The sequence below is a fragment of the Burkholderia sp. Bp8998 genome (assembly GCF_003854235.1).
Lineage (GTDB): Bacteria > Pseudomonadota > Gammaproteobacteria > Burkholderiales > Burkholderiaceae > Burkholderia.
This window is the reverse complement of record NZ_QTQF01000019.1, coordinates 60,636-82,678: the sequence shown is the minus strand read 5'-3', so window position 1 is coordinate 82,678 and position 22,043 is coordinate 60,636. Positions and strand designations below refer to the sequence as shown.

Here is a 22,043-nt window from a genome sequence, read left to right as displayed (position 1 = left end):
GTGAAGCGGGGAATCGAGGCGGCCGTGAAGCGGTCGTTGGCCCGCTCCGACGCGACCGCGTCGCGCGTCGGCGCGGGCGGCGCGGGCGGCGCGGGCGGCGCCGGCGGCGCCGGCGGCGCTCAGATCGCCGGAATCGGATCCGTGCCGAAACGGTTCGGGCCGTTGGTGCCGCGCGAGCACATCCAGACGAGCAGCAGGATCCCGCCGACGATCGGAATGAACGCGATCAGCAGGAACCAGCCGGAGCGGCCCGTATCGTGCAGGCGGCGGACGGTGACCGCGAGGCTCGGCAGCACCAGCGCGAGCGACACGACGGCCGCGACGATCATCAGCAGCAGCGAGAATGCGCTCGCGTCGTGCCCCACCATGGAGATCACCTGGCAGAGGATCGACACGACGCTCGTGAGCAACGCGAAATACCAGTATTCCGCGCGGCGCGCGCGGCCGTCGAATTTCGCGTATTGATTGAGTGCGGAGCGAACAGCTTCACTGAAATTCATCTTGTGGCCCTCATGTTTTATATCGGCGACCCCGGACACAACGCCGGTATTATAAATTTGAATTTTTTCGCATTGCATCTCTTTTCTCGCACCGACCGACTCGCCGCCGGCTCTCGCAGCACTGGAGCGGCCGCGGCGACGGCATGCCGTATCGCCGATGTGCATGTCACATCATTTTTATAATCGTGATGCGCCGACAGAAATAACAGCTCGATAATCCACGGCTTGATTACACCAGCATGAAACTCGTCGCAATCGATAATCGAATCGATCGTTCGGCACTCATTTACCGGCCGGCCGGGAATAGCGTCGTGCGCCACTTGCACACGTCGAAAACGGCGTGTCCCGGCCGGCGTTCGCGCTAGCCGGCCGCCGCCCGCTCGAGCACGCGGAGATCGAGCTTCTTCATCTGCATCACCTGCGCCATCACGCGTTCGGCGCGCGCCGGGTCGCCCGCCATCAGTTCGGGCATCTGCACCGGCGCCACCTGCCACGACACGCCGAAGCGGTCGCGCAGCCAGCCGCACTGCTGCGCGCGCTCGTCGCCGCCGTCGGCCAGGGCCGCCCAGTAGCGGTCGATCTCCTGCTGGTCACGGCAGTTGACGACGAACGACACGGCCGGCGTGAGCGGGAACGCCGGGCCGCCGTTCAGCGCGAGAAACGCCTGCCCGTCCAGCTCGAACGACACCGTCATCACCGTGCCCTCCGCCTGCCCGGACGCCTGCGCGCCGGACTTGCCGTAGCGGGCGACGTGCAGGATGCGCGCGTCGTCGAACACCGACACGTAGAAGCGGGCGGCCGCCTCGGCGTCGTGGTCGAACCACAGAAACGGCGTGATGCGTTGGATACGCTGGCTCATGGCGCTGTCTCCTCGATGTCGTGCCGGCACCGCTGCCGGTCTTATATCGTAGGCGCTGGTGCGGCGATTCGATGCGTGACGCGCGCAGCCCGGCCGCGAGCGGCGTAAAAAAAGGGGGCGATCGCTCGCCCCCTTCCTGCTGCTGCCGTTCGTGCGCGATCAGAACGCGACGTAAGGCTGCGCGCCGCCGCTCCCGGTCTTGTCCATCCCGAAGTAGATCGTCTTGCCGTAGAAGTGCGGCATGCCGAGATCGAGCCAGCCTGCCGCGCCGAACGGGCCGGCGATGTCGTTGAACGCGAACGTCGACGCGTTCGCGAACAGCGCATCGGCGTTCGCGACGGGCATCGACACGCCGCCCGTCTTGCCGTTCTGGCCGGTCAGCGTCGCCGTATAGGTAGTCGTCGACGACGGGCAATAGAACGCCGTGCTGGTCGTGCAGGTCTTCTGCGCCGAATCGTTGAAGAAGTACGCGTTCGAGCCCGTATCGAAGAACGCGGTCACGGCGCCGCCGAGGAACGTCGCAGCGACGTCGCCCGTCGTCGTCGACGTCAGCACCGTCGACGCCCCGAGCGCGTTGTTGCCCTGCGTGCCGATCCCGAACGTCAGCAGACCCGTCGCGCTGCCCTGCCCGCTGCTCGAGATGCTCGGCATCTGCACGATCACGCCGTTGTTGTCGGTCGCGAAGTGATGGACCGGGTTGGCCACCTGCTGCGCAACCGGCACCAGCGCCACCGCGCAGCTCGAATTGCCGTTCGGGCACGCGTAGTAGTTGTTGGACGTCGCCGACGTCGACGTCGCGCAGCTCGTGCCGCAATCGACCGGCGCCGGTCCGATGCCGAGGATGCCGTTCGCGCCCAGATCGCCCGCCGTGTTGGCCGACGTCCTGGCTCCGTTGTTGGAGCACGAGCTCGGCACGTTGGCCGTGCCGAGATCGCCGATGATCTGCACCGGCAGCGAACCCGCCTGCTCGGTACCGATCGACAGGTCGACGGTACGCACCGAGCCCCATGTGAAGCTCGTCACGAACTTGCCGCACTCGGCGACCGGCGCACCGCCGCTCGTCGTCTGCGGCAGGCCGTTCAACACGCCCGACGACAGCGCACTGCTGACCAGTCGCAGCCCGTACGATGCCGTATCGACGAGCACGTTGTTGACCACCTGGCAGTTCGTCGTGCCCGGCACGCAGATCTTCACGTTGACGGTCGGGATGTTGATCACGTGCGCGACGCCGGTGCCGACCGTGATCACCGCCGTGTTCGCGGTATTGCCGTCCGATACGTTGGAGCCGCCGCCATTGCCGCCGCCGCTACCGCCGCTGTTGCCGTCGCCGCCGCCGCACGCGGTCACGAGCATGGCCGTGACAGCCGCCAGGCTCAGCAGGCCGAGCCAGCGCTTGAAGGTACGAGGAATTTTCAAGATCGCTCTCCCGCTGTCACTGGATGTCGTTGCCGGTCAGCCCGGCAGGCAGCGCCGCCGGCAGCCACGCCTGGCCCGCAAAGGCGCCCATGTGGCCGCCCGTGCGGATCACGAGGCCGCTCGTGTCGACGGACACGGGCGCGCGCCAGCCGCGCGCCGCATGCGCGACCTGGACGCCGGCGGTGTACTGCGGGAAGTAACTGCCGAGCAGCGACTCGAGGTCCGGCATGCTCGGCCCGCGCCAGGCGAGGCCGAACACGGTGCCGGCCGCGGTCGTGTATTCGTGGATGACGGTGCCCGATCCGAGCGTGATCTCGCGGACGGTATAGGCGGCCGCGCTCGCCTGCGCGCCGTCGGCGGAGCGCATCGCGCGCTGCAGCGCGCGTACCGTGGCGGCATGATCGTCCGCCGGCGGCGACATCGGCGCGCCGCCCAGTTCGGCCTGTGCGTGGACGGTCCACAGCACACCCATTGCAGCCGTCGCATGCGCGGCGGCCCAGCCCAAGCGTTTCAGCTTCACGTTCCCCCCCAAGGGACTGGCTTCGTTGCCTGGCGCCGCCGCTATCAGGCTCGGCTCGGCAGGTCAACAAATGAAAGTCTTAAGAATGACGCTTCGTTGCTGCTGACGTCTAGTATGCCTGCGGAGTGTGTTGAAGTGTCAAATCGACATGGCATGACGCAACGCAGCATGACAGGCGGACACGACTCGCGCGCGAGGCCCGGCGGGAGAAACATGGTGAAAGCCGCGCGCACCGGGCCGCTCCACGATCGGGCGCGGCGCCGGTGCGACGCGGCAGGTCAGAAGCCGAGACTCGCGAGCAGGTCGTCGACCTGCGCCTGGTCCTGCACGACGTCGGACTTGCCTTCCGGTGCGATCTGCGGCCCGTTCAGCAGCGACTCGGGGCTGCCGGTCGCGCTGATCTGCTCGGCCGCGAGCGCGGCCGCGGTCGCCGCGAACTGCTCGCGCCGCTCGGGCGCGATGTTCTCCACGAGCACGGTGAGCAGCTGCTGCTCGATCAGGTAGACCATGTCCATGATCTTCTTGATCACCTGCCCGGTCAGGTCCTGGAAGTCCTGCGCGAGCATGATCTCGAGCAGCTGCGCGCTGGTCGCGGACGCGGCTTCGGGCAGCGCGCGCAGGAACGTGCGTGTGTCGTCCATCAGCTCGCGCACTTCGGCGTGCTCGATCGGCGCCGCATACCACTGCGCCCAGCGCGCGTCGAGCGCCTCGGCCTCGTTCTGGATGCGCTCCTGCACCGGCTTCGCGACCTCGATCGCGTTCAGCACGCGCTCGGCCGCCTGCTCGGTCATCGTCGCGACGTAGCGCAGCCGGTCGCGCGCATCGGGCACGGCTTCCGCCGCGCGCTCGACATGCTTGTCGAGCCCGAGCTCGCGCATCGAATCGCGCAGCGTGCGCGTGACGTGGCCGATGCGCGCGAGGATCCGGTCGCTCGCGTAATCGGCGCCTTCGGCGTGGCCGTCGGCGCTGAACGCCGCGCCGGCGAGCGCGGCATGGATCGGCTCGTTCACGTCAGCTCCCGGCCTTCGCCATCTTGTCGATGATCTTGTTCAGCTTCTCGTCGAGCGTCGCGGCCGTGAACGGTTTCACGACGTAGCCGCTCGCGCCCGCCTGCGCGGCCGCGATGATGTTCTCCTTCTTCGACTCGGCCGTGACCATCAGCACCGGCAGGTGCGTGAGCGTCGCGTCCGCGCGGATTTCCTTCAGCATCGCGAGGCCGTCGAGGTTCGGCATGTTCCAGTCGGAGATCACGAAGTCGAAGCCGCCGCCGCGCAACCGCGCGAGGCCGGCCGCGCCGTCCTCGGCTTCATCGACGTTCGTGTAGCCCAGTTCCTTGAGCAGGTTGCGGACGATCCGGCGCATCGTCGGGAAATCGTCCACCACCAGGATTTTCATGCTCTTGTCCATCGTCGTTCCTTTGCAGATTCGTTACCGTCGGGGCCCGCCGTTTCGCACGTGCCCCGTGACATTTGATTCAGACGCGTTGCACGCGGTCGCCCATCGTCGCCAGTCGCGCCATCACGCGCCGGCTCATCTCGGCAAGCGGCGCGATCTCGTCCGCGCCGCCGAGCGCGATTGCCTCGCGCGGCATCCCGAACACGATGCAGCTCGCCTCGTCCTGCGCGAACGTGTGCGCACCCGCGCGCTTCATGTCCAGCAGGCCGGCCGCACCGTCGCGACCCATCCCCGTGAGGATCACGCCGATCGCGTTCTTGCCCGCGTGCTGCGCCGCCGAGCGGAACAGCACGTCGACCGACGGCCGGTGACGGTTCACCGGCGGCTCGTCGGACAGCTGCGCGATGTAGTTCGCGCCGCTGCGCGCGAGCAGCAGGTGCGCATGACCCGGCGCGATGTACGCATGGCCCGGCAGCACGCGCTCGCCGTGCTCGGCTTCCTTCACCGCGATCCGGCACAGGCCGTTCAGCCGCTGCGCGAAGGACTTCGTGAAGCCCGGCGGCATGTGCTGCGCGATCAGCACCGCCGGCGCATCCGGCGGCAGCGGCGTCAGCACCTCGCGGATCGCCTCGGTACCGCCCGTCGATGCGCCGATGATGATCAGCTTCTCGGTACTGACGAGCGGATTGTTGACCATCGGCGCGGCCGGCTGGCCGCTTGCGGTGCGCGCGGCGGCCTGCGGCTGCGGCGCCTGGCGCACGCGGGCGCGCGACGCCGCGCGGATCTTGTCCGCGAGCTTTTCCGCGTAGTCGAGCATGCCGTCGCGGATCCCGACGCGCGGCTTCGTGACGAAATCCACCGCGCCGAGTTCGAGCGCGCGCAGCGTGATCTCGGAGCCGCGCTCGGTCAGCGACGACACCATCACGACCGGCATCGGCCGCAGGCGCATCAGCTTCTCGAGGAAGTCGAGCCCGTCCATGCGCGGCATTTCGACGTCCAGCGTCAGGACGTCCGGGTTGTGCTGCTTGATGAGCTCGCGCGCGACGAGCGGATCGGGCGCGGTCGCGCACACCGTCATGTCGGGCTGGCTGTTGATGATCTCCGTCATCAGGCTGCGGATCAGCGCCGAGTCGTCGACGCACAACACTTTGATCTTCTGCACTGCGGTCATGCCTCCTGCTTTCTCGAAAGATTGGCCGCATACGGGCTGCCGGCGCTCGCGTTCGTCGCCTGCGCGCCTGCGCCGCCGCGTGCGCCGAACAGCTCGATGCGCGGGCGTGCCGGCGGCGGCGCGGCCGGCCGCTTCGCCGCGAACAGCTCGACGTGCGCGCGCGTCCGGGCGGCGCGCACGCGGTCTGCCTCGCGCGCCAGCGCGGCTTCGCGCTCGGTCACGCCCGGCACCTGCAGCCGCAGCTTCTTCACCATCGCGCGGCCGGTGCGCGGCATGAACGCGACCTTGCGCGGATGCACGCCCCGCAGATCCTCCGCGGTGATGCGGATGCGTTCGAGCGCGAGATAGCGGCGCACGAAATCCGCGTTGCGGTCGCCGATGTTGATGGTCGTCATCCCCGCCAACACGGCCGCGCCGCCGAATACCTTCGCCTCGATGCGCTCGCGGCGCCCGCCGGCCTTGATCAGTTCGTTGATCAGCACTTCCATTGCGTACGCGCCGTAGCGCATCGACTCCGATGCGGCCGCGCCGGCGTCGGCGCCGTCGTCGGGCAGCATGAAGTGATTCATTCCGCCGATGCCCGCGAACGGGTCGTGCAGGCACGCGGCGACGCACGAGCCGAGCACGGTCATCAGCACCATGTCCTCGGACGTCGTGTAGAACTCGTTCGGCAGCAGCTTCACGCCGGGGCGTTCGAAGTGGTTGTCGAAGTAGCGATTGGTGGCGATTGGCAGCGCGCTCATCCGCGTTCTCCGTAAGCGGGTGCGGCGCCCGCGGCACGCGCATGGGCGCGCGGCGGCACCGCCGCGGCCGGCGCCGCGCCGCGCGCGCGCAGGCCCGGCGCGGCATCGCGCGTCAGTTCGTACACCGTCTGCCCGCGCAGCCGGAACGCCTGCGAGACATAGGTGAAATTCTCCGAATGCCCGGCGAACAGCAGCCCGCCCGGCTTCACGAGCGGCTCGAAGCGCGACAGCACCTGCCCCTGCGTCGGCTTGTCGAAATAGATCATCACGTTGCGGCAGAAGATCGCGTCGAACGGCTTCGCGATCCCGTAGTCGGCGTCGGTCAGGTTCAGCTGCTCGAAGCGGATCATCGCGCGCAGCTCCGGGCGCACCTTCACGCGGCCGGCCTGCGCGCCGGTGCCCTTCAGGAAGAAACGCTTGAGCCGCTCCGGGCTCAGGTGCTTGACCTGGTCGAGCGTATAGATGCCGGCCTCGGCCTTCGCGAGCACCTGCGTGTCGAGATCGGTCGCGAGGATCGATGCGCCGCGCGCGGCCGATTCGCCGAGCGCCTCGATCAGCGTGATCGCGATCGAGTACGGCTCCTCGCCGGTCGACGCCGCCGAGCACCACACCGATACCGGTGCCGGCCGCGCCTTCACGAAGTCGGCCAGGATCGGGAAGTGGTGCGACTCGCGGAAGAACGCGGTCAGGTTCGTCGTCAGCGCATTGGTGAACGCTTCCCACTCGAGCGGATCGTCCTCCTGCTCGAGCAGGTCGAGGTAGTCGCGGAACGTGTCGAGGCCGCGTGCGCGCAGCCGGCGCGCCAGCCGGCTGTACGCCATGTCGCGCTTGTGCTCGGACAGCGAGATGCCCGCGCGTCGATGAATCAGCGCGCGGATGCGTGCGAAATCCGCGCTGGTGAACGCGAAGTCGCGCCCCGGCTCGCCCGCGCGGGGCGAGGCATCCGGTGCATCGGGTCGAAACGGTGCGCGCGCGGACGGCATGGCTTAGAAGGTCTCCCAGTCGTCGTCGGACGTGCCGGCGGCCGCCGGCGCCGGCTTCTCGCCGTTCAGCGCGGGGCGCACCAGCGCGGCCTTCTCCGCAGGCTTGGGCGCCGGAGCGCCGGCCGCCTTCGCGAGACGCGGGCCGTAGCCGCCGGCAGCGGGCGCTTCCTTCGGCGCGCGTGCAGCGGCATCCGTCGCGCGCTTCGCTTCATGGCTCGCGGCCGGTGCCGCGGCATGCGGTGCAGGCGCCGGTGCCGTGCGACGTGCCGGTTGCGCGGCAGCCTGCGGTGCCGGCAGTGCGGCCGGCGCGGCTTCGTGACGGCGCTGCGACGGCAACGCCGGCGCCGGTGCGTGCGCGGCCGGGCGTGCCGCGCCGCGCGCCGGCGCGAGCACGATGCCGCCCGCGACGCGCCACACCGACACGACCGCCTTCATCTGGCGCGTCTGCTCCTCGAGCGACGCGGCCGCCGCGGCAGCCTGCTCGACGAGCGCCGCGTTCTGCTGGGTGACCGAATCCATCTGGCCGACCGCGCGATTGACCTGCTCGATGCCGGTCGACTGCTCGTCCGACGCGGCGCTGATCTCACCCATGATATCGGTCACGCGGCGCACGGCCTGCACGATCTCGTCCATCGTCGAGCCGGCCCGCGCGACCAGCGCCGACCCGCTTTCGACCTTCTCGGCCGAATCGCCGATCAGCTGCTTGATTTCCTTCGCGGCACTCGCGCTGCGCTGCGCCAGCGAGCGCACTTCGCCCGCGACCACCGCGAAGCCGCGGCCCTGCTCGCCCGCCCGCGCGGCTTCGACCGCCGCGTTCAGCGCGAGGATGTTGGTCTGGAACGCGATGCCTTCGATCGTGCCGATGATGTCGACGACCTTGCCCGAACTCGTCGCGATGTCCTGCATCGTCGACACGACCTGGCCGACCACGTCGCCGCCCTGCGTCGCGATGTCGGACGCGTTCACCGCGAGCTGGCTCGCCTGCCGCGCGTTCTCGGCGTTCTGCCGCACGGTGCCGGTCAGCTGCTCCATGCTCGATGCGGTTTCCTGCAGCGACGCCGCCTGCTCCTCGGTGCGCTGCGACAGGTCGGTGTTGCCGGTCGAGATCTCGCGCGCGCCGACGTCGATCGACTCGGTGCCGCGATGCACGGCCTGCACCATCGTCGTCACGGCATCCTGCATCCGCTTGATGCCGCCGAACAGGCGGCCGATCTCGTTGGTGCTGAACACGTTCACCGGCTGCGTGAGATCACCGCCGGCGATGCGCTCGAAGTGCGCGATCGCGTCTTCGAGCGGCTTCACGATCAGCCCGCGCAGCGCGAAGCGGATCGCGATCACGACGACGAACGCGATCGCGATGCCGGCCGCGATCAAGCCGATCATCAGCGAGATCTGCGACTGCGTCGCGGTCTGCTGGTCTTCCGCGCGCTTCTGCAGCGACGCGACCACCGTTGCCGCGGTCTGGTCGTACGCGACGAACATCGGGCTGATCTTCGTGTCGGCGATCGCGTGATACGCGGCCATGTCGCCCGCGCGCGCCGCCGCGAATTCCGGCTCGACGCCGTCCTTGATGATCGCCGTGTAGCGCGCGCCGAGCTCGTCAACGAGCGACGGCTCGACGCCGCGCTTGGCGGCCGCCTGGAACGCCTGCCAGTTCTGGTTCGACTTCGCGTACAGCTCCTGCGCGCGGTCCAGCACCTTGGCGGCATCGGCCGTGTTGCCGGCTTCCGTCAGCGTGCGGAAGCGGTCGAGCGCCACGCGCGAGCGCAGCAGATACGCGGACGTGTCGTCGAGCGCGTGGATCGCCGGCAGGTCGACGTGCGCGATCTCGTCGAGCGAGCGGCTCGCGTGATCGAGCGCGTAGAGGCCGAGCCCGCCGACCGCGGCGGCCAGGCACACGAGGATGAGTCCGACCGCCGTGAGCGTCGTGCGGATCGACCAGTTATGCAACATTGCAGATTCTCCCGAAGTTCCTGCGCGCGCGGCGCGCTTATGCGCCGAGCGTCTCGATCAGCGCCATTTCCCGGCTCGACATCAGCTTCTCGATGTCCATCAGGATCAGCATCCGGCCGTCGACCGTGCCGAGGCCCGTGAGGTACTCGGTCGTCAGCGTCGCGCCGAATTCCGGCGCCGGCATGATCTGGTCCGTCTGCAGCGTCAGCACGTCCGACACGCCGTCGACCACCATCCCGACCACGCGGTTCGACACGTTCAGGATGATCACGACGGTCTGGTGGTCGTACTCGACGCGGCCGAGATGGAACTTGATCCGCATGTCGACGATCGGCACGATGATCCCGCGCAGGTTGATCACGCCCTTGATGAACTCCGGCGCGTTCGCGATGCGCGTGACGCTGTCGTAGCCGCGGATTTCCTGCACCTTCAGGATGTCGATCCCGTATTCCTCGTCGCCGAGCGTGAAGACGAGGAACTCCTGGCCCGTCGCGTCGCCTTGTTCCGCATCGCGGCGGCTCGTTGCCGCGTTCGCCGCGGCCGGATTGATCATTTGGACTTCAGCAGACACGTTTGCCCCCAATCGGTTGAATGGCGAGTGACATCAGAACATCGCGAGCTCGGCGCCGGCTCGGGCGCCGTGCGTCGCACGGGTTTCGCGGTTCAGCGCCGCGACGTCGACGATCAGCGCGACGCTGCCGTCGCCGAGGATGGTCGCCGCCGAGATGCCATGCACCTTGCGGTAGTTCGTTTCGAGGTTCTTCACGACCACCTGCTGCTGGCCGACCAGCTCGTCGATCAGCATCGCGAAGCGGCGCCCCTCGGTTTCCATGATCGTGACGATCCCCTGGGTCGGGTCGGTGCGCGCGTCCTCGACCGAGAACACTTCGTGCAGCGCGACGAGCGGCAGGTATTCACCGCGCACGCGCACCACGCGCTCGCCGTTGCCGACCGTGTAGATGTCGTCGGTCGACGGCTGCAGCGACTCCATCACGAAGTTCAGCGGCAGGATGAAGATCTCGCTGCCGACCTTCACCGACATCCCGTCGAGGATCGCGAGCGTGAGCGGCAGCACGATCCGCGTGGTCGTGCCGCGGCCGGCCTGCGACGTGATCTCGACGTGGCCGCCCATCGACTGGATGTTGCGCTTCACGACGTCCATCCCGACGCCGCGGCCCGACACGTCGGTCACCGTCTCGGCGGTCGAGAAGCCCGGCGCGAAGATCAGGTTCCACACTTCCTCGTCGCTGATGTTGTCGGACACCGACATGCCTTGCTTCGCGGCCTTCGCGAGGATCCGCTCGCGGTTCAGGCCCGCGCCGTCGTCGCTGACCTCGATCACGATGTTGCCGCCGTGATGCGCGGCCGACAGTACGAGCTGGCCGACCCCGTCCTTGCCGGCGGCGACGCGCTTGTCGACCGTCTCGATCCCGTGGTCGAGGCTGTTGCGCACGAGGTGCGTGAGCGGGTCGATGATCCGCTCGATCAGGCTCTTGTCGAGTTCGGTCGCCTGGCCGAACGTGACGAGCTCGACCTGCTTGCCGAGCTTGCCGGCGAGGTCGCGCACGAGCCGCGGGAAACGGCTGAACACGTAGTCCATCGGCATCATGCGGATCGACATCACCGCTTCCTGCAGGTCGCGCGCGTTGCGCTCCAGCTGCGCCATCCCGTTGAACAGGCGGTCGTGCAGCGCCGGATCGAACGCGCTCGCGGTTTCCGCGAGCATCGCCTGCGTGATCACGAGCTCGCCGACCAGGTTGATCAGCTGGTCGACCTTCTCGACGCCGACGCGGATCGAGCTGCCTTCGGCGCCCGATGCGGCGGCGGCCGGGCGCGGACGCTTGTCGTCGTGGTGTGCGGCAGCCTGGGCCGGTTGCGCGGCGGATTCGGCGTGCGGTTGCGGCGCCGGTTGCGCGGCGGCGCTCGGTTGCGGCTGAGGCTGCGGCGCGGCGGCGGCCGGTGCGGCACCGGCGGCTTGCGCGAATACCTCGACCCGCGCGGCCGGTTCCGGCGCGGCGGCCGGCTCGACGGCGGCCGGCGCGGCGGCAGGCGCCGCCGGTGCCGCCGGCGCGGTGCCGCGCGCGATGCGGATCTGGCTGTCGTCGATCACGAAGCAGCACACGGCGACGATGTCGTCGGACGACACGTCCGATTCGAGCCACAGCGTCAGGTCGGCGCCCGCTTCCTCGCGGCCGGCGATCCGGCCGAGATTGCCGAGTTCCTCGGTGAGCAGCGCCTGGTCCTTCGGGTCGACGCCGACGAGCGTGATTTTCAGGTGCGGGCCGTCCATGCCGGCGTCGGCCGCATCGGCTGCCGGATGCGCGGCCGCGACGGCCTGTTCGACCACGTGATCGGGTGCGCGGTCGCCGCCGGCGGCGGCCGGTGCCGGCGCCGGTGCCGTCTCCACGACCGGCGCAGCAGGCGCGACGTCCGCGGCCGCGGGCGCGCCCGCGCCGCTCTCGGCCTTCAGGCGCTCGAGTTTCGCGCAGATCGTCGCGGCAGCCGCCGCATCCGGTTCCGCGCTCGCGCGGTAGTCGACCAGCTGGTCGGACAGCACGTCCTTGGTCTCGAGGAACGCGTCGACCATTTCCTTGGTCAGCGTCAGCTCATGGTTGCGCGCGCGGTCGAGCAGCGACTCGAGGATGTGGGTCGTCTCGGTCAGCGCGGAAAAGCCGAAGGTCGCCGCGCCGCCCTTGATCGAATGCGCGGCGCGGAAGATCGCGGCCAGATCCTCGGGGTCGGGCGAGCCGACGTCGAGGTTCAGCAACAGCTGCTCCATCTGCGCGAGCAACTCGTCCGCTTCGTCGAAAAAGGTCTGGTAGAACTGCGTGATGTCGAGAGTCATGCCCGGTCACCGGTTTGGATTCGTCGCATTCATGTCAGGAGGCGGTCTGCTCGGACAGCGTCCCGACCAGGTCGACCAGCACGGCCGGGTCGATCGGCTTTTCGATCCAGCCGGTCGCGCCCGCGTCGCGCGCGGCGTCCTTGAAGGCATCGCTGCCTTCGGTCGTCAGCACGAGGATCGGCGTGTCCGCGTACGCGGTCAGCCTGCGCAGCGCGGCGATCACCTCGAGCCCGCTCTTGCGCGGCATGTTCTGGTCGGTCAGCACCAGGTCGTACGGCACCGTGGCCGCCATGTCGAAGCCGGCTTCGCCGTCCGGCGCCACCGTCACGTCGTAGCCGGCCTGCGCAAGCGTCGCCTGCAGCAGCGCGCGCATGGTCGCGGAGTCGTCGATGGCGAGAATGGTTCGGATCATGTCAGCCTCCGCAGGGCCGCCCCAAGGCGGCTGACCGCCCCCTCGGGGGGCGGCGAACAAAGTGAGCGTGGGGGTTGTTGCATGCGTGTCTCGGAATCTGGGAAACGTCAGGGTTTCGGCGCCACGGCGACGGCGCTCGCGAGCGCTGGTCGCGCGGCCGGCGCCGGGCCGCCGAGCTGCTGGGCCAGCAGCTTCGAGCCCGCCGCGTCGGCCGACAGCGTCGTGGTCGTCGCGTCGTCGCGCATCAGCGCGTCTTCGGATTTGCGGTTCAGCACGATCACGCTGATCCGGCGGTTTTCCGGATCGAGCGGATCGGCCTTGTTCAGGTTCTGCGTCGACGCGAGGCCGAGCACGCGCAGCACCTTCGCCTCGTCCATGCCGCCCGCGATCAGCTCGCGGCGCGACGCGTTCGCGCGGTCGGCCGACAGTTCCCAGTTGCTGTAGCCGCCCTCGCCGCCCGCGTACGGCACCGCGTCGGTGTGGCCCTGGACGATGATCCGGTTCGGCACGTCGTTCAGCGTCTTGCCGATCTCGCGCAGGATGTCGCGCATGTACGGCTCGACGTGATCGCTCGACATCGCGAACATCGGCCGCTTCTGCGTATCGACGATCTCGATGCGCAGCCCCATCAGCGTCGAATCGATGCGGATCTGCTGCTTGAACTGGCGCAGCGTCGGATTCGCCTCGATCGCGGCCATCAGCTTGATCTGCAGGTCGTGCAGGCGCGTCTGCTCGAGCCGGTCCTGCGCGCCCTGCGCCTGCGACCGCGAATGCTCGTCACCCGCTTTCGCGACGCGATCGGCGAGCGACGTCGTGCCGTCGGTGCGGCGCAGCGTGCCGGCGTCGACGCTCGACAGGTCGCGGCCGCCGCCGTTGATGATGCTCGAGTCCTGCGAGCTGCGATCGCCGCTGCCGAACAGCGCGGCCTTCAGCGGCGTGTTGAAGTACTCGGCGATCCCCTTCAGCTGCACCGGCGTGACCGAGCTCAGCAGCCACATCAGCAGGAAGAACGCCATCATCGCGGTCATGAAGTCCGCGTAGGCGAGCTTCCATGCGCCGCCGTGGTGGCCCTTCTTCTGCGGGGCCACCCGTTTCACGACGATCGCGCGATCCTTGCTCTTGCTCATCGAACGCTCCGCGTCACTTCGCCTTCACGCGGCGCACGTGCTCTTCGAGCTCCGTGAACGACGGACGCTCGGTCGAGAACAGCACCTTGCGGCCGAACTCGACCGCGATCGCCGGCGCATAGCCGTTCAGGCTCGCGAGGATCGTCACCTTGATGCACTGGAACATCTTGGTCGACTCGGCGACGCGCTGTTCCGCAAGGCTCGCGAGCGGCCCGATCAGCCCGTACGACAGCAGGATCCCGAGGAACGTGCCGACCAGCGCCTGCGCGATCATCGCGCCGAGCACCGCGGGCGGCTTGTCGGCCGACGCCATCGTGTGCACGACGCCCATCACGGCCGCGACGATCCCGAACGCCGGCATCGCGTCGCCCACGCGCATCAGCGCGTGCGCGGGGCCCTCGCCTTCCGCGTGGTGCGTCTCGATCTCCTCGTCCATCAGGCTCTCGATCTCGAACGCGTTCATGTTGCCGCCCACCATCAGGCGCAGGTAGTCGGTCAGGAATTCGACGATGTGGCGATCGGCGAGGATCTTCGGGTATTGCGTGAAGATCGGGCTCTTGTCCGGATCGTCGATGTCGGCCTCGAGCGTCAGCGTGCCTTCCTTGCGTGCCTTCGCGAGCAGCACGTACAGGAGCGCCATCAGCTCCATATAGACGTCCTTGGTGTACTTCGAGCCCTTGAAGAGCGTCGGCAGCACGCGCAGCGTCGCCTTGATGGTCTTCATGCCGTTGCCGAGGATGAACGCGCCGACACCCGCGCCGGCGATCATCAGGATCTCAAGCGGCTGGACCAATGCGCCCAGATGCCCGCCTGCCAGCGCGTAACCGCCGAAGACGGACAACAGCGTCACGAGTGTTCCCACGATAATCAGCACTGCCTGTCCCTCACGAATGACCGGCGGGGAGACCGCCGTTAATCAGGTTTACGGCAGTCGGCAGGAAAACTTTCGCGGTCGCGCCGCGGCGGCGCGGCGGTGTTTACCAGCAGGCTCCGGCCGATTCGCGCGGCGCGCGGCAGCCGCCGTCCGGCTCCCGCCCGGCCCTGCCCGGCCCGGCGTTCAGGCCGCGGCGGCCGCCAGCTCGGCGCGTGCGGCGGCCGCCTTGCGGGTCTTGCCCGCGCGCGACGGCGGCTGGCACAGGCCGCACACGAAACCTTGATGCGGATCATGCGCATGCGCGACGAAATAGCCGCCGCAGCGCGTGCACGGGGTCATCTGCAGCATCCCCGAGTCGAAGAAGCGCACCAGCGTCCACGCGCGCGTGAGACTCAGCGCGGCCTCGTCGCCGGACAGGGTCACGTGCTCCAGATAGAGCCGGTACGCCTTCACGATCGACTGGATCGGCTCGCAGCGGCCATGGTCCTGCATGAACCGGTAGATGTTGTAGAACAGCGACGAGTGGATGTTCGGCTGCCACGTCATGAACCAGTCGGTCGAGAACGGCAGCATCCCCTTCGGCGGCGACGCGCCCTTCAGTTCCTTGTACAGCTTGATCAGGCGGTCGCGCGACAGGCTCGTCTCCGCCTCCAGCAGCTGCAGCCGGGCACCCAGTTCGATCAGTTCGATGGCGAGGGTGATTTCCTTCACCTCGATCACGACGCTTTTGCTTGCCATGGTGAATAACCGTCCGCTTGACGTGGTTCGGATGGATGCGTGGCCAATACGCCGCCAGCCGGCGCGGCGCGCCGGGACGAACGCAAGGCGGGGAAGGATCAGCGGACGCTTTCGGCCGGCTGGCCGGCCATCAGGATGGCCGAGTGTGCGTGCGTGACGACGTCGCTGCGACCCTTGTCGGCGAGCGACGACAGCAACGCGTGATCGTCGAAGCGGAAACGGCACAGCATCTGGTTCGACGCGGCGAGCTTCACGGTCTGGGCGAGCGTGAGGTTCGCGAGCACGTCGGCCAGTTCCTGGGAAACTCCCATGCGGAACATGCCCATCGCCTTGTCTTCCCGCAGCAGGCGCTGCGCGAGGAGGAGATACGACAGGTTCACCTCTTTGATCTCACTGAGCATTTCGCTGGTGGCGCTCATGATTCCCCCGTTAAAGAGCTTTGCTTTGGCCTTTCATTATGAAAACGTTTGCTCGATCAGGCGGCACTCGGCCCACCGTCGGCACGTTTATAGTCTTACAGGGCGAATTTTGGCCAAACGGCATTTATGCCGGTATCAGCGAAGTGGCGTATGCCATGCAGGATTTGTCTGTAAACCGTGTAGGAATTTTTCCGACAAGGCGAATTGAAAGGGAACAAACGGCGGGGCGAATGTGGCGCGAATTCGTCGGCGACGCGATCGCGCATGGGACGAATCCGGCTGAAGGCCATCCGGCAAGGCTGCCGGAAAGTGAATCGGTAAAAATTATAGTGGTTTTTCATGATAGCGCAACAATAGTTGTGGCTATCTCGTTTATGTTTCCGCACCCTTTTTATCGGGGTTTTCGCGTATTTCATGGTGTAACAAGCCTTAAGTGTTTGAAAAAACACTCGAACCCCTGAAGGCGATATCGATAATGGACTCCAATGGGCAGCGGCGGGAGCCGCGCCGGCCCGCCCCGCAGCTTGCCTCCCGGCGTCCCGCGCACTCCGCCACGGACCCGGCCACGTACCGCAGACAGCGTGCGTCGGCGAGTTCCGCAACCCTGCATCGGACCAGCATGCGCATGCGAGCGCTCCCCGCTGGTCGACACCGGAGAACGCCCATGCGTATTGCCCAGATCGCGCCGCTTTACGAAGCCGTCCCGCCGAAACTCTATGGCGGCACCGAGCGTGTCGTGTCGTACCTCACCGAGGCGCTCGTCGAGCTTGGCCACGACGTGACGCTGTTCGCGAGCGGCGACTCCGTCACGTCCGCCCGTCTCGAGGCGGCATGGCCGCGCGCCCTGCGGCTCGACCCGTCGATCCGCGACTCGATGGCGCCCCATATGCGCCTGATCGAGCAGGTCGCCCGAGTCGCGCACGAATTCGACGTGCTGCACTTCCACCTCGACTACCTGCCGTTCCCGCTGATGTCGCGCCTCGACACGCCGTACGTGACGACACTGCACGGCCGTCTCGACCTGCCGGAGCTGCAGCCGGTGTTCGACGCCTTTCCGGACGCACCGGTCGTGTCGATCTCGAACAACCAGCGCAAGCCGCTGCCGCAGGCCGCCTGGGCCGGCACCGTGTATCACGGGCTGCCCGACACACTGCTCACGCCGCAACCGGACGTGAAGCCCGAATACCTTGCGTTCCTCGGCCGGATCTGTCCCGAAAAGCGGGTCGACACCGCGATCCGGATCGCCGCGCAAAGCGGGCTGCCGCTGAAGATCGCCGCGAAGGTCGACAAGGCCGACGCCGACTACTTCAAGGAAGTGATCGAGCCGCTGCTCGGCGAGGCGCATGTCGAATTCATCGGCGAGATCAACGAGGCGCAGAAGCCGGCGTTCCTGTCCGGCGCGAAGGCGCTGCTGTTCCCGATCGACTGGCCGGAGCCGTTCGGCCTGGTGATGATCGAGGCGATGGCCTGCGGCACGCCAGTCGTCGCGTTCAACCGCGGCTCGGTGCCGGAAGTGATCGAGGACGGTGTGACCGGCTTCATCGTCGAGGACGTGCAGGGTGCGGTCGGTGCGCTGCACCGGATCGACAGCCTGTCGCGCGACGCGATCCGCGCACGCTTCGATACGCGTTTCAGCTCGAAAGCGATGGCGCGGCGTTATGTCGAAACTTACGAATCGCTTTGCACGGCGGCAAAGCAGCCGACCTTGCGTCGCGTCGCGGGCGCCTGACGCCGAAATTCGTCAGGAAATATTCCGTAAAATTCGCGCCGAAATCGGCGTGAAAACCAAAGAGCCGCAGTCGATGCGGCTCTTTCTTTTTGCGCGCTCATTCGATCAGGAAACGATCGCGGTTTTTCCCGACGATCCAATTCGGCGGCTTGCCGCGCCCGCTCCAGGTTGCGCCCGACTTCGGGTCGCGATATTTCGGGGGCAGCGGCGCCTTTTTCGGCGGGCGGCCGCGCCGCGCTCGCTCCGCGAAGCCCAGGTCCTGGGCCGTCAGACCATACTCGGCAATCATTCGCTGGACGTCGGCGATCACTGCCGCCACTTCCTGGCGGCGCACGTCATCCGCCTGGGCCTGCAGATCGGCGATCTGCGCCTTGAGCTTCGCGTATTGAGACATTTTTCGACTCCCTTTTTCCATGATGCGGCGCCGGCGAGTCCGGCCGGAACGCCAACACCCGTTACGCCATCCGCACTGCCGCCCTGCTCTTCGAAATTAATGCTGCCATCTTTAACCGATTCGGCTATATCGAGAATGCGGACTTATTCTAATAAAAGCCATTCGCCAGCCATTCAAATTTAACAATCGTTGACCCTCCCGAACCCGTTTCGTTTCCTATAATCCAGACCAATTCGGGACGACGGAATAAATCAGCCGGTCGTCCGATCGTCTTCAATCCACTACGAGGTCCTTACATGAATCTTTCTCAGCGTCTGGCTGCAGAGGCATTCGGCACGTTCTGGCTGGTGCTCGGCGGGTGCGGAAGCGCCGTGCTGGCCGCCGCCTTTCCGGGCCTCGGCATCGGCTTTGCCGGTGTCGCACTCGCATTCGGCCTGACCGTGCTGACGATGGCATTCGCGATCGGCCATATTTCGGGTTGCCATTTGAATCCGGCCGTGAGCGTGGGCCTGACGGTCGCCGGCCGCTTCCCGGCACGCGATCTCGCGCCGTACATTGTCGCGCAGGTGGTCGGCGCGACGCTCGGCGCGTTCGTGCTGTACCTGATCGCGACCGGCAAGCCGGGCTTCGACGTCGTCGGCAGCGGCTTCGCGACGAACGGCTTCGGCGAACGCTCGCCCGGCCTCTACTCGCTCGGCGCTGCGTTCATCTGCGAAGTCGTGATGACGGGCTTCTTCCTGTTCGTGATTCTCGGCGCCACCGACAAGCGCGCGCCGGCCGGCTTCGCGCCGATCGCGATCGGCCTGTGCCTGACGTTGATCCACCTGATCTCGATCCCGGTCACCAACACGTCGGTGAACCCGGCCCGCTCGACCGGCCCCGCGCTGTTCGTGGGCGGCGAGGCGATCGGCCAGCTGTGGCTGTTCTGGATCGCGCCGATCATCGGTGCGGCAATCGCAGGGATCATCTACCCGCTGATCGCGGGGCGCGACGATGCCGTCGGCCTGCTGCCCGCATCCGCTCGCACTATTGAATAAAAACGCTACGGGGTCACGCGAGCAGAGCAGCGAGCCTCACGCTGTCGAACAACATCGAGGCAGGTAATTTGAACGGGCGCCGCTGGCGCCCGTTTTTCATGGCCGCTCGGTTTCCGCTCAGGAAGCGGCGACGCCGTCGAGGGTGTCCTCGAGCGCGAACAGCGTGCGCAGGTGGCGGGCAACGCCCGCGTCGAAGTTGTTGCCGATCCGCGGGATGTGCGGCAGGTGCGCGATCAGGTCGGGGTTCGCGTTGTTCATCATGAACGCGTGACCGGCCGTTTCGAGCAGGTCGATGTCGTTCATGTTGTCGCCGAACGCGATGCAGTGGCCGGCGTCGACGCCGAGCCTCGCGAGCACCGCACGCAGCGCGCGGCCCTTCGACACGTTCGCGGTCATCACTTCGAGACAGTCGGGCAGCGAGTACGTGACGTACAGCGCATCGCCGAACTGCACGCGCATCTGCTCCGCGACCACCGCCAGATCGGCCGGCTCGCCGATGTACAGCACCTTCGCGATATCGGCGCCGTCGTGCGCGGCCATGTCGATCACGTCGTACCGGAAGCCCGAATCCTGGTGGAATTCGAGCAGGTGCGGCGCTTCGCGGTCGATCAGCCAGCCGCGGTCGGTGAACAGGTTGACGATCACGCGCCGGTGCGCACCGGTCACGCCCGGCTGCACGAGGCCGCGGACGATCGCGGGATCGATGTCCTGCGCATGGATCGCCGTGTCGTCCGGTGCATGCACGCGTGCGCCATTCGACGTGATCAGGTACGGCCGGATACCCAGCACGTCGCGGATGCCCGCGACGTCCGCGTAGTGGCGCCCCGTCGCGATCACGAACTGCAGGCCGTCGCGGTCAAGCCGACGGACGGTCTCGATCGTGTACGGATCGAGCTGGTGCTCGCTGTTCAGCAGGGTGCCGTCGAGATCGGTGGCGATGACTTTGTACATGGGGACGGGTGAATGGCAGCGCAGGACGCTGCGGAACCGCCATTTTAACGTCGTGCTCGGCAGCGCGCCGGGTGGTTGGGGAATGGGGGCGGGTTTCAGGCCGTTCGGCCTGCGGCGCGTTGCGGGTTCGATCGGGTCAGACCGCTCGGCACGCTCACCGCATGCCGCCCATTTGAACCTCTCACCCCGCTTCAGCTGCCCTCAACGCCTGCAGCGCGAGCCGCAACGCGCCGTGCGCGGAATCGTCGAGCGGCGCGCGCAGCCGCGCCGCATGGCGTGCCGGCACGGCCGGTGCCAGCGCGTCGGCCAGCCCGCCGCACAGCGCGACCGGCAGCGCCTGCTGCGGATCGAGCGCGTCGATCATCTTGCCGATCTCGTCGCCGGCCTGCGCGATCAGCGCCGCCGCATGAGGATGGTCGCGGTGCGCGAACACGATCGGCGCGAGGCGCGCGTAGATCGTCTGGTTCGCATCGCACGACCACTGGACGAGCGCGTCGCGATCGTGCGCGCCCGTTTCCGCGAGCAGCGCGCCGGCAAACGCGTCGCGCGGCACGCGGCCGTCGAGCGCCTGCTGCGCGTACGCAAGCGCGCGCATGCCGAGCCACGCGCCGCTCGCCTCGTCGCCGGACGGAAAGCCGAAGCCGCCCGCGATGCGGCAGTCGCCCGCCGCGTCGAGCGCCGCCGCGATGCTGCCCGTGCCGAGCGCGACGATGAGCCCCGGCGCGCCGCCGTGCGCACCGACGACGGTCGTATAGGCGTCGCTCTCGATCGCGAGCGCGTCGAGCGGCGCCTGCGCGCGGAACGCGGCAAGCCACGCACCATTGTTGACGCCCGCGAGCCCGCAGCCGAGCGCGCACTGCGACCAGTCGAACGCGAGCCCCGCCCGCGTGAATGCGTCGGCACAGGCCGCGCCGATCGATGCCCACGCGCTCTCGATGCCGAGGCCGAGCCCCGACGGGCCGCCGCGCCCCTGCGCGAGCTCGCGCCCGTGCCGGTCGGCGAGTACCGCGCGGGTGCCGGTGCCGCCGCCGTCGATGCCGATCGCAAAAAGGAATGCCGTCATGCGTTGATCCTGCTGATTCGAACAGGCGCCAAGCTTAACCGGATCGGCGCCGCGCGCCCATCTGCCGTTCGGCCAGCTATGCCGTGAATGGGCCTTCGGCTATGCTGGCACGATCGAATCGACACTGGAACGGGGCTGACGATGTCGCAGCGGTGCAACTGGGTAAAGACGGAAGCGGATGCTCACTATCACGATACCGAGTGGGGCGTGCCGTCGCATGACGATCGCCATCTGTTCGAAATGCTGATTCTGGAAGGCGCGCAGGCGGGGCTGTCGTGGTCGACGATCCTGAACAAGCGCGCCGGTTATCGCGACGCGTTCGCCGACTTCGATGTCGACGCGGTCGCGCGCTTCACGCCGAAGCGCATCGAGAAACTGCTGGAGAACCCCGGCATCGTGCGCAATCGCGCGAAGGTGGAATCCGCGGTCACCAATGCACGGGCCGTGCAGCGCATTCGCGACGACCACGGGTCGCTCGCGCAATTCCTGTGGTCGTTCGTCGACCACACGCCGGTCCAGAACGCATGGCAGTCGTATCGCGACGCGCCCGCGTCGACCGCCCAGTCGGATGCGCTCAGCAAGGCGCTGAAGGAATACGGCTGCAAGTTCGTCGGCTCGACGATCTGCTACGCGCTGATGCAGGCAACCGGGATGGTCAACGACCACGAGGCCGGCTGTCCGTGTCACGCCAAATGCGCGGCGCTCGGCGGCAAGGAGCAGCCGGCACGGCGCCGCAAAGCGGGCTGATGACGGCGACGAAGCCCGCCCGGCTGGATTGCTACATCGGCGCGCCGCCGGGCGACCCGCGCACGGCAAGCTCGAGCGCGGAGAGCGATTCCCGTGTGAAGACACCGGCGGCCGAATCCGTTTGCCGCCGACGGAGCCGCCACGCCACGCCGCTGCCGTCTGACAAC

General features: G+C 67.8%; 24 protein-coding genes. 4 read left to right on the top strand and 20 right to left on the bottom strand.

The genetic code is table 11. The features are described from left to right. Positions 1–119 precede the first annotated feature (119 nt). From DIE06_RS19850 to flhD, 17 genes are all read right to left on the bottom strand, one after another. A complete protein-coding gene (locus tag DIE06_RS19850; RefSeq protein WP_260433659.1) occupies positions 120–665 on the bottom strand; it encodes a DUF805 domain-containing protein in 546 nt (181 codons plus the stop codon). 196 nt (positions 666–861) lie between these two features. Then, on the bottom strand, positions 862–1,359 hold the full coding sequence (locus DIE06_RS19845) for a VOC family protein (protein WP_124662809.1): 498 nt from the start codon (positions 1,357–1,359) through the stop codon (positions 862–864). Between the two features lie 159 nt (positions 1,360–1,518). Further along, positions 1,519–2,775, bottom strand: a complete 1,257-nt coding sequence (locus DIE06_RS19840; protein ID WP_124662808.1) for a DUF3443 domain-containing protein — start codon at positions 2,773–2,775, stop codon at positions 1,519–1,521. Between the two features lie 16 nt (positions 2,776–2,791). After that, the gene (locus DIE06_RS19835; protein WP_124662807.1) at positions 2,792–3,295 is read right to left on the bottom strand and encodes a DUF2844 domain-containing protein; all 504 of its coding nucleotides are present in this window, start codon (positions 3,293–3,295) and stop codon (positions 2,792–2,794) included. 278 nt (positions 3,296–3,573) lie between these two features. After that, the gene (gene cheZ / locus DIE06_RS19830; RefSeq protein WP_124615147.1) at positions 3,574–4,305 is read right to left on the bottom strand and encodes a protein phosphatase CheZ; all 732 of its coding nucleotides are present in this window, start codon (positions 4,303–4,305) and stop codon (positions 3,574–3,576) included. A gap of 1 nt (position 4,306) precedes the next feature. After that, the gene (gene cheY, locus DIE06_RS19825; protein WP_006754880.1) at positions 4,307–4,702 is read right to left on the bottom strand and encodes a chemotaxis response regulator CheY; all 396 of its coding nucleotides are present in this window, start codon (positions 4,700–4,702) and stop codon (positions 4,307–4,309) included. Between the two features lie 67 nt (positions 4,703–4,769). Then, positions 4,770–5,861: a chemotaxis response regulator protein-glutamate methylesterase gene (locus tag DIE06_RS19820; protein ID WP_124615146.1), complete on the bottom strand. Its 1,092-nt coding sequence runs from the start codon at positions 5,859–5,861 to the stop codon at positions 4,770–4,772. Next, entirely contained in the window at positions 5,858–6,604 is a 747-nt protein-coding gene (gene cheD, locus DIE06_RS19815; protein WP_124662806.1) for a chemoreceptor glutamine deamidase CheD, read from the bottom strand. The genes DIE06_RS19820 and cheD overlap by 4 nt, the downstream gene beginning before the upstream one ends. Then, positions 6,601–7,587, bottom strand: a complete 987-nt coding sequence (locus DIE06_RS19810; protein ID WP_124662805.1) for a CheR family methyltransferase — start codon at positions 7,585–7,587, stop codon at positions 6,601–6,603. The genes cheD and DIE06_RS19810 overlap by 4 nt, the downstream gene beginning before the upstream one ends. Before the next feature lie 3 nt (positions 7,588–7,590). Then, positions 7,591–9,540, bottom strand: a complete 1,950-nt coding sequence (locus DIE06_RS19805) for a methyl-accepting chemotaxis protein (RefSeq protein ID WP_124662804.1) — start codon at positions 9,538–9,540, stop codon at positions 7,591–7,593. A 37-nt stretch (positions 9,541–9,577) separates the two neighbouring features. After that, positions 9,578–10,093, bottom strand: coding sequence for a chemotaxis protein CheW (gene cheW / locus DIE06_RS19800; protein WP_124662803.1), 516 nt, complete (start codon positions 10,091–10,093; stop codon positions 9,578–9,580). Between the two features lie 51 nt (positions 10,094–10,144). After that, positions 10,145–12,385, bottom strand: a complete 2,241-nt coding sequence (gene cheA, locus DIE06_RS19795; protein WP_124662802.1) for a chemotaxis protein CheA — start codon at positions 12,383–12,385, stop codon at positions 10,145–10,147. A 34-nt stretch (positions 12,386–12,419) separates the two neighbouring features. Continuing rightward, positions 12,420–12,797 (bottom strand): response regulator, encoded by a 378-nt coding sequence (locus DIE06_RS19790; RefSeq protein ID WP_124662801.1) that lies wholly within the window; start codon positions 12,795–12,797, stop codon positions 12,420–12,422. Positions 12,798–12,904: 107 nt separating this feature from the next. Further along, positions 12,905–13,924, bottom strand: coding sequence for a flagellar motor protein MotB (gene motB, locus DIE06_RS19785; protein ID WP_124662800.1), 1,020 nt, complete (start codon positions 13,922–13,924; stop codon positions 12,905–12,907). A 13-nt stretch (positions 13,925–13,937) separates the two neighbouring features. After that, complete coding sequence (gene motA / locus DIE06_RS19780; RefSeq protein ID WP_124486860.1) at positions 13,938–14,798, bottom strand: flagellar motor stator protein MotA; 861 nt, start codon at positions 14,796–14,798, stop codon at positions 13,938–13,940. Between the two features lie 183 nt (positions 14,799–14,981). Then, positions 14,982–15,536, bottom strand: a complete 555-nt coding sequence (gene flhC / locus DIE06_RS19775; RefSeq protein ID WP_124662799.1) for a flagellar transcriptional regulator FlhC — start codon at positions 15,534–15,536, stop codon at positions 14,982–14,984. 98 nt (positions 15,537–15,634) lie between these two features. Further along, positions 15,635–15,955, bottom strand: coding sequence for a flagellar transcriptional regulator FlhD (gene flhD, locus DIE06_RS19770; protein WP_260433658.1), 321 nt, complete (start codon positions 15,953–15,955; stop codon positions 15,635–15,637). Between the two features lie 38 nt (positions 15,956–15,993). On the opposite strand from flhD, the gene DIE06_RS19765 reads away from it, so the two are divergent. Then, positions 15,994–16,416, top strand: coding sequence for a hypothetical protein (locus tag DIE06_RS19765; RefSeq protein WP_124662798.1), 423 nt, complete (start codon positions 15,994–15,996; stop codon positions 16,414–16,416). A gap of 203 nt (positions 16,417–16,619) precedes the next feature. Then, positions 16,620–17,684, top strand: a complete 1,065-nt coding sequence (locus DIE06_RS19755; RefSeq protein WP_124662797.1) for a glycosyltransferase family 4 protein — start codon at positions 16,620–16,622, stop codon at positions 17,682–17,684. A 97-nt stretch (positions 17,685–17,781) separates the two neighbouring features. Here the strand turns inward: DIE06_RS19755 and DIE06_RS19750 are convergent, their stop codons facing one another. Beyond that, on the bottom strand, positions 17,782–18,078 hold the full coding sequence (locus DIE06_RS19750; RefSeq protein ID WP_006489320.1) for an H-NS histone family protein: 297 nt from the start codon (positions 18,076–18,078) through the stop codon (positions 17,782–17,784). A 296-nt stretch (positions 18,079–18,374) separates the two neighbouring features. Here DIE06_RS19750 and aqpZ point away from each other — a divergent pair, with 296 nt between their 5' ends. Next, entirely contained in the window at positions 18,375–19,115 is a 741-nt protein-coding gene (gene aqpZ / locus DIE06_RS19745; RefSeq protein WP_124662796.1) for an aquaporin Z, read from the top strand. 117 nt (positions 19,116–19,232) lie between these two features. On the opposite strand, the gene DIE06_RS19740 is transcribed toward aqpZ, so the two are convergent. Both DIE06_RS19740 and DIE06_RS19735 read right to left on the bottom strand, forming a co-directional pair. Then, positions 19,233–20,066: a Cof-type HAD-IIB family hydrolase gene (locus DIE06_RS19740; RefSeq protein ID WP_124662795.1), complete on the bottom strand. Its 834-nt coding sequence runs from the start codon at positions 20,064–20,066 to the stop codon at positions 19,233–19,235. Between the two features lie 181 nt (positions 20,067–20,247). Beyond that, positions 20,248–21,129, bottom strand: a complete 882-nt coding sequence (locus DIE06_RS19735) for a BadF/BadG/BcrA/BcrD ATPase family protein (protein WP_124662794.1) — start codon at positions 21,127–21,129, stop codon at positions 20,248–20,250. 141 nt (positions 21,130–21,270) lie between these two features. Between DIE06_RS19735 and DIE06_RS19730 the strand changes: the two genes are divergently transcribed. Further along, positions 21,271–21,876: a DNA-3-methyladenine glycosylase I gene (locus DIE06_RS19730; protein ID WP_124662793.1), complete on the top strand. Its 606-nt coding sequence runs from the start codon at positions 21,271–21,273 to the stop codon at positions 21,874–21,876. Positions 21,877–22,043 lie beyond the last annotated feature (167 nt).

Coding starts and splice junctions, on each gene's coding strand:
- DIE06_RS19805 (WP_124662804.1), bottom strand. CDS start 9,540: ATGTTGCATAACTGGTCGATCCGCACGACGCTCACGGCGGTCGGACTC.
- DIE06_RS19740 (WP_124662795.1), bottom strand. CDS start 20,066: ATGTACAAAGTCATCGCCACCGATCTCGACGGCACCCTGCTGAACAGC.
- cheY (WP_006754880.1), bottom strand. CDS start 4,702: ATGGACAAGAGCATGAAAATCCTGGTGGTGGACGATTTCCCGACGATG.
- DIE06_RS19790 (WP_124662801.1), bottom strand. CDS start 12,797: ATGATCCGAACCATTCTCGCCATCGACGACTCCGCGACCATGCGCGCG.
- cheW (WP_124662803.1), bottom strand. CDS start 10,093: ATGATCAATCCGGCCGCGGCGAACGCGGCAACGAGCCGCCGCGATGCG.
- aqpZ (WP_124662796.1), top strand. CDS start 18,375: ATGAATCTTTCTCAGCGTCTGGCTGCAGAGGCATTCGGCACGTTCTGG.
- DIE06_RS19755 (WP_124662797.1), top strand. CDS start 16,620: ATGCGTATTGCCCAGATCGCGCCGCTTTACGAAGCCGTCCCGCCGAAA.
- DIE06_RS19820 (WP_124615146.1), bottom strand. CDS start 5,861: ATGACCGCAGTGCAGAAGATCAAAGTGTTGTGCGTCGACGACTCGGCG.
- DIE06_RS19845 (WP_124662809.1), bottom strand. CDS start 1,359: ATGAGCCAGCGTATCCAACGCATCACGCCGTTTCTGTGGTTCGACCAC.
- DIE06_RS19730 (WP_124662793.1), top strand. CDS start 21,271: ATGTCGCAGCGGTGCAACTGGGTAAAGACGGAAGCGGATGCTCACTAT.
- motB (WP_124662800.1), bottom strand. CDS start 13,924: ATGAGCAAGAGCAAGGATCGCGCGATCGTCGTGAAACGGGTGGCCCCG.
- cheA (WP_124662802.1), bottom strand. CDS start 12,385: ATGACTCTCGACATCACGCAGTTCTACCAGACCTTTTTCGACGAAGCG.
- DIE06_RS19735 (WP_124662794.1), bottom strand. CDS start 21,129: ATGACGGCATTCCTTTTTGCGATCGGCATCGACGGCGGCGGCACCGGC.
- DIE06_RS19810 (WP_124662805.1), bottom strand. CDS start 7,587: ATGCCGTCCGCGCGCGCACCGTTTCGACCCGATGCACCGGATGCCTCG.
- DIE06_RS19850 (WP_260433659.1), bottom strand. CDS start 665: ATGCACATCGGCGATACGGCATGCCGTCGCCGCGGCCGCTCCAGTGCT.
- DIE06_RS19765 (WP_124662798.1), top strand. CDS start 15,994: ATGAAAACGTTTGCTCGATCAGGCGGCACTCGGCCCACCGTCGGCACG.
- DIE06_RS19750 (WP_006489320.1), bottom strand. CDS start 18,078: ATGTCTCAATACGCGAAGCTCAAGGCGCAGATCGCCGATCTGCAGGCC.
- flhC (WP_124662799.1), bottom strand. CDS start 15,536: ATGGCAAGCAAAAGCGTCGTGATCGAGGTGAAGGAAATCACCCTCGCC.
- flhD (WP_260433658.1), bottom strand. CDS start 15,955: ATGAGCGCCACCAGCGAAATGCTCAGTGAGATCAAAGAGGTGAACCTG.
- cheD (WP_124662806.1), bottom strand. CDS start 6,604: ATGAGCGCGCTGCCAATCGCCACCAATCGCTACTTCGACAACCACTTC.